Genomic DNA, 6,246 nt, shown 5'->3' with positions numbered 1-6,246 from the left:
CGCCGAACAGGACCAGCACCAGCCGCCACCAGGCACCGGACAGGACCGGCACCGCCCGTCATCAGACACCTGACAGAACCGGCACCGCCCCGCACGAAGGACCGAACAGGACCAGCACCAGCCGCCACCAGGCACCGGACAGGACCGGCACCGCCCGTCATCAGACACCTGACAGAACCGGCACCGCCCCGCACGAGGGACCGGACAGGACCAGCACCAGCAGCCACCAGGCACCGGGCAGGACCGGCACCGGCCGTCATCAGACAGCTGACAGGCCCGGCACCGCCCCGCACGAGGGACCGGACGGGACCGGCGCCGGCCGTCACGAGGCACCCGACCGGCCCAGCGTCGACCGTCCCGAGGGGCGGAGCCGTCGCGCTCTCGAGCGGACCGGCGGGTTGGCGCGGCGTGGCTTCCTGCGGGGCGCCGCGCTGGCGGGGGCGGGTCTCGCCACGAGCGCCGCCGCCCCCGGCAGCAGTACGGCGGACGCCACTGCCGCGATCGCCCCCTTCCACGGTGTCCACCAGGCCTCCGCGATCGCCGCGCCCCGTCGCAGCTGCGTCTTCGTCTCGCTCGACGTGACCGCCGAGAGCCGCTCCGAACTCGCCGAGCTGCTGCGCACGCTCACCGACCGGGCCCGCTTCCTCACCTCGGGCGGGACTGCGTCGCCGGTCGGCATCACCGGTCCGCCCGCCGACTCGGGCGTCCTCGGCGACCGGCTGCCGTCCGGGCAACTGGCCGTCACCGTCGGCGCGGGCGCCTCGCTCTTCGACGACCGGTTCGGGCTGGCCCCGCTCAGGCCGCGGCGGCTGACCGCGATGCCCGAGTTCCCCGACGACGACCTGAAGCCCGACTGGTGCCACGGCGACCTCAGCCTCCAACTGCACGCCGACGAGCCGGACATCACCCTGCACGCGCTGCGCGACATCGCCCGGCACACCCGGGGCGCCGCGCAGGTCCGCTGGCGGATGGACGGCTTCTCCAGCCCGCCCCGGCCGTCCGGGACCCCGCGCAATCTGATGGGGTTCAAGGACGGGACCGCGAACCCGGACACCGGCAGCGCCCGCGAGATGAACCGCCTGGTGTGGGTGGGCAAGGGCATGGGCGAGCCGGAGTGGGCGACCGGCGGCAGCTACCAGGTCGTACGGCTGATCCGGATGCTGGTGGAGTTCTGGGACCGGGTCTCGCTCAGCGAGCAGGAGCGGATGTTCGGCCGGGCCCGCTCCTCCGGCGCGCCCCTGGACGGCGACCACGAGTACGACACGCCGAAGTATGCCGACGACCCCAAGGGTGACGTCATCCCGCTGGACGCGCACATACGGCTCGCCAACCCCCGCACCTCCGCCACCGACGGCCAGCGCCTGCTGCGCCGGGCCTACAACTACGACCGGGGCATGGACGCCAACGGCAACCTGGACATGGGCCTGCTGTTCTGCTGCTACCAGCAGGACGTGAAGCGGCAGTTCGAGACCGTGCAGCACCGGCTGAAGGGTGAGCCGCTGACGGACTACATCAGCCCGTTCGGCGGGGGCTACTTCTTCGCGCTGCCCGGCGTGCGGGACGCTCAGGACTGGTACGGGCGCGCCCTGTTCGGCTGAACCTGTCCGGACAACTCGGCCGCCGAATGGGTCAACACACGGTCAAGTTTTGCCCTGGTATCCCTGACTCGGTGTTCACCCGCACGCCATGATGGCTCCGCCGACACGCCCCGCAACGGGCGCAGCATCCCTGCTCGTACGACGCACAGACGTTCTGTCCGGAGGGGTAACCACCATGGCCAGCAGAGGAAGACGAGCCGCTATGCGGAGCCTGGGAGCGCTCGCGGGAGCCGCGGCGCTCACCGTGCTCGGCAGCAACGCGCCCGGCTGGGCGGCGGCGCCGGCCGCGGCACAGGGCGGGCACTCCTCGACCGCGACGCCGATCAAGCACGTCGTCGTGCTCTTCGACGAGAACATCTCCTTCGACCACTACTTCGCCACGTACCCGAAGGCCGCCAACACCGACGGCACGAAGTTCACCGCGTCGAAGAACACCCCGAAGGACATCGACACCCTCGCGCACGCCGGGCTGCTGAAGAACAACCCGAACCAGTACGCGCCGAAGCGGCTGTCCCCGTCCCAGGCGATGACCTGCGACCAGAACCACTCCTACGGCCCCGAGCAGTACGCCTACAACGGCGGCAAGGCCGACCAGTTCGTGCAGAACACCGAGGTCGACAAGTGCAGCGGCGGCCTGTTCGGCGAGCCGGGCCTGGTGATGGACTACTACGACGGCAACACCGTCACCGCGCTGTGGAACTACGCCCAGCACTACTCCCTGAGTGATCGTTCCTTCAGCTCGAACTACGGCCCCTCGACGCCCGGCGCGCTGAACCTGGTCTCCGGCAACACGCACGGCGTGATCTCCGTGGACCCGGCGACCGGCAAGCAGACGTCCACGCCCGACCCGTACGCGGTCAAGTCGCCCGACGCCAACGGCGTCGGCACGGTGATCAACGACCCCGACCCGGCCTGGGACGACTGCTCCAACAAGGACCACACCAGCAGCAACGCCCTGGCGTCGATGCAGGGCAGGAACATCGGTGACCTGCTCAACGCCAAGAAGGTGTCGTGGGGCTGGTTCCAGGGCGGCTTCCGTCCCTCGACCGCGTGGAACGGCACGTCCGGCTCGTACGCCAAGTGCGACACCGCGCACACCAACGTGGGCGGTGCCTCCGTGGTCGACTACAGCCCGCACCACAACCCGTTCGCGTACTACAAGTCGACGGCGAACCCGCACCACCTGGCGCCGAAGAGCGTCGCGGAGATCGGCCACAGCGGTCAGGCCAACCACAACTACGACCTGACCGACTTCTCCGCCGCGCTGAAGGCGGGTCAGCTGCCGGCGGTCAGCTTCCTCAAGGCCGGTGAGTACCAGGACGGTCACGCCGGCTACTCCGACCCGGTCGACGAGCAGCACTTCCTGGTCAACGAGATCAACGCGATCCAGAGCTCGCCGCAGTGGAAGTCGACCGCGATCGTGGTCGCCTACGACGACTCCGACGGCTGGTACGACCACGCCTACGTCGCCCCGAAGAACGGCTCGACGGACACCTCCCTCGGCTCCAACGGCAAGGCCACCGACAGCCCGGCCTGCCAGAAGGGCCCGAAGGCGGCCGGGGGTTACGCCGACCGCTGCGGCCCCGGCACCCGCCAGCCGCTGCTGGTCATCTCGCCGTACAGCAAGGTCAACAAGGTCGACCACACCCTGACGAACCAGGCGTCCATCACCCGGTTCATCGAGGACAACTGGAGGACCGGCCGCATCGGCGACCACTCCTTCGACGCCACCGCCGGTCCCCTGGCGGGCATGTTCGACTTCCGGCACCCGAACGGCAAGCAGGTGCTGCTGAACACCGACGGCTCCGTCGAGCACGTCGGCCCGATCCACCACGTCGCCCCGGTCTCCACCAGCATCACCCCGGGCCCGGCGATGCAGAACACGGCCGCGACGACCGACGCCTCCGGCTTCCCGGCCCTGCCGGTCGGCCTCGGCGTGGGCGCCCTGCTGGCGGCGGGCGCGACCGGCACGTACCTGACCCTGCGCCGCAGGCAGCAGGCCTGATCCCGCTGACGCGCACGCGCTGACGCGCCCCCGGTCGATGACCGGGGGCGCGTTCGCGTGCGGTGCGCGGGGCCGGCTGGAACACTCCCTTGCGGCCGCCCCGGCCGCTTCCGTCACTCCAGTCCGAGGCCCCTGCGTCCGGTGGTGTTGAGCCGGTCGGCGGTGAACCTGCCGGTCCAGGAACGCTCGTAGTGCTCCTCGGGGAAGTCGCTCGGGCTGGAGCCGGTGAGGAAGGCCTCCCGCACGGAGGTCGCGTAGCGCTCGTTGCGCGGGCACCAGGGGGCGGCGGGGATGTACATGACGTTGCCCCAGCCCTTCTGGTCCGTCACCGGGGCCACGCTGTGGATCATGTCGCAGTGCCACCAGACGGAGTCGCCGGCGCGGACGTCCGGGATGCCGGTGAGCGCTTCCAGGAGCAGCGGGTGCCACTTCCCGCTCGCGGGGAAGACCCGGTTGACGGTGACCCCGCACATGTCGTCCTCGGGTACGTCCGGCAGCAGCGGGCGCAACAGCAGGCAGGCCATGGCCTCCGGGATCGGCACGGTGTGCAGTACGCCCTGGTCGTGGTCCATGTCGGACAGCGCGGTCCAGCCCTGGAAGGTGCGGAAGGCCGAGCACATGGTGGAGCCGGGGTACTGGGGGCCGGCGGTGCGGTGGGCGGCGTCCCAGGGGTCGTACCGCTCCACCGTCCCGTCGAACAGGTGCCGGAACGCCCGCTGGTAGGCGTCGGTCATCCACAGGTCGAGGGTGCCGGGGTCGCAGTGGGCGCCGAGGCCGCGGGAGTCGGCTCCCGGCGGGCGGCGGCGGATGCGGTCGGGGTAGAGCGCGTCGCGGTCGGGGTCGAACCACTGGACGCCGTCGGAGGTGTGGGTCCAGAAGGAGTTCAGGAAGGACTGCACGCGGGCCATACGGTCGCTCTGCCGGGCCTCCATCTGGGCCTCGGACCAGTAGACCGGATAGATCTCGGGCTTGGAGCCGACGCTGCCGAAGAAGTCGTCGCCGGGTCCCGCGTAGGTCTCGAAGAAGCGGTTGCGCTCGACGTAGTCGACGATGCCGGCGTCCCAGGCCAGAGCCTGCTCACGCGGGAAGTGGCCGCGTACGACGAGACAGCCGCGCTTCTTCAGCAGGGCCGTCTGGGCGGGGCTCACGGTGCCGTTCTCGATGTCGGCGTAGTCGAGCACCGGCCAGACGCTGCCGCCGGCCTCCTTCTCCGCCTTGATCTCGGCGACCCGGGCGGCCACGCGCCGCTCGGCGGCGGCGTACACCTCCTCGACGGTGCGGCCGGAGGCCTCGATCCGGGCCCGCAGGGCCCGCTTCACCTCCCGGATCGCGGCGGGCAGGTCCTCGGGCACGGTCTCCCAGTGCGGCAGCTCGGGGGTCGTCCCCTGCCGGTCGGCGGCGAGTGTCATCGGTCCGCTCCTTTGATTAGGACTCCTTACCAAATCCAACGTAGAGGCAGCCCACGATTTAGGCAACAGTCCTAACTAGAATGCTCGGCATGACCCCGGCCAAGCCCTCGCTCGACATGCTCCGCGCCCTGACGGACGAGCACGTGCTGCGCACCCTCATGGACCATCCGCGACTGACCCGCGCCGAGATCTCGGCCCTGACCGGCATCTCCCGGCCGACCATCTCCGACGGCGTGCAGCGCCTCGTCCGGGCCGGTCTCGTGGTCGACACCGGCGAGCGCACGACGGGGCGCGGCCGGGCGGGCTCCTACCACGCGCTGGCGCCGCGGCTCGGCCTCGCGCTGGTCGCGACCATCTCGCCGTACGGCGTGTCGGCCCAGGCGGTGAACGTGCACGGCGAGACGGTCGGCGAGGCCCGGGTCGCTCTCGACCGGGACGCCGGCGAGCGGCTGGCGGCCGAGGCCCTGGCCCAGGCCGCCGGCCGGCTCCGCGAGGAGGCGCCGGGCGGGCTGCGCACCGCGGTCGTCAGCGCCGCCGACCCCGTCGACCGCGCCACCGGCCGCCTCGTGCAACTGCCCGACGCCCCGTTCCTGGTCGGCGACCTCGACCCCGCCGCCGTCCTCGGCCCGTATGTCGCCGGACCCGTGCTGGTGGACAACGACGTCAACTGGGCCGCACGCGCCGAGCACCAGTCCGGCTGCGCGGCGGGCGCCGACGACTTCGTCTTCGTGCACCTCGGCGAGGGGCTGGGCTGTGCCGTGGTCACCGACGGGGCCGTGCGGCGCGGGCACCGGGGGCTCGCCGGTGAGATCGCCCATGTGTCCACGGCGGGCCCGGACGGTACGGCCATGCCGCTGACCGAGGTGTTCGCCGTGCTCGGCCTGCGCCGGCCCGGCTCGACGGCCATCGACGTCGCGGCGCTGGAGACGGCTGTCGCCGGCGACGACGAGCGGGCCCGGACGGTCCGCGCCGCCCTCGCCCGCGCGGTCGGCGGTGTGCTGACCGCGGCCGTCTCCCTCACCGACCCGGAACTGATCGTCGTGGGCGGCGAGTGGGGCCGGCATCCGCGGCTGGTCGCCGCGATCGACGCCCAGGTCGCCCGCTGCCCGCGTCCCGTCCGCGTCGCCGCGGCGACCGTCACCGCTCCCGAACTGACGGCGGCCCGCACGCGCGCCGTGGAGGAGCTGCGCACGCTGATTGTCCGCCGTGCGCACGGCGAGGGCTGAGCGGCGAC

3 protein-coding genes and 1 pseudogene are annotated in these 6,246 nt (G+C 72.0%); 3 read left to right on the top strand and 1 reads right to left on the bottom strand.

Features of this window, described 5'->3' with window-relative positions:
* Positions 1 to 362: 362 nt before the first annotated feature.
* Both efeB and AB0950_RS21685 read left to right on the top strand, forming a co-directional pair.
* Positions 363 to 1,598 (top strand): annotated as a pseudogene (efeB, locus tag AB0950_RS21690) (iron uptake transporter deferrochelatase/peroxidase subunit); the annotation flags it as partial.
* A gap of 202 nt (positions 1,599 to 1,800) precedes the next feature.
* Positions 1,801 to 3,603 (top strand): alkaline phosphatase family protein, encoded by a 1,803-nt coding sequence (locus tag AB0950_RS21685; protein WP_360156234.1) that lies wholly within the window; start codon positions 1,801 to 1,803, stop codon positions 3,601 to 3,603.
* 113 nt (positions 3,604 to 3,716) lie between these two features.
* Here the strand turns inward: AB0950_RS21685 and AB0950_RS21680 are convergent, their stop codons facing one another.
* Positions 3,717 to 5,012 carry a DUF1479 domain-containing protein gene (locus AB0950_RS21680; RefSeq protein WP_360156237.1) on the bottom strand — a complete coding sequence of 432 codons (1,296 nt, stop codon included), beginning with the start codon at positions 5,010 to 5,012 and terminating at the stop codon, positions 3,717 to 3,719.
* A gap of 89 nt (positions 5,013 to 5,101) precedes the next feature.
* On the opposite strand from AB0950_RS21680, the gene AB0950_RS21675 reads away from it, so the two are divergent.
* The gene (locus tag AB0950_RS21675; protein ID WP_360572985.1) at positions 5,102 to 6,238 is read left to right on the top strand and encodes an ROK family transcriptional regulator; all 1,137 of its coding nucleotides are present in this window, start codon (positions 5,102 to 5,104) and stop codon (positions 6,236 to 6,238) included.
* The last annotated feature ends 8 nt before the right edge of the window (positions 6,239 to 6,246 follow it).

It is taken from the genome of Streptomyces sp. NPDC007189 (assembly GCF_040703635.1).
In the GTDB taxonomy this organism is placed as follows: Bacteria; Actinomycetota; Actinomycetes; order Streptomycetales; family Streptomycetaceae; genus Streptomyces.
This window is presented reverse-complemented; position numbering and strand designations above follow the sequence as displayed.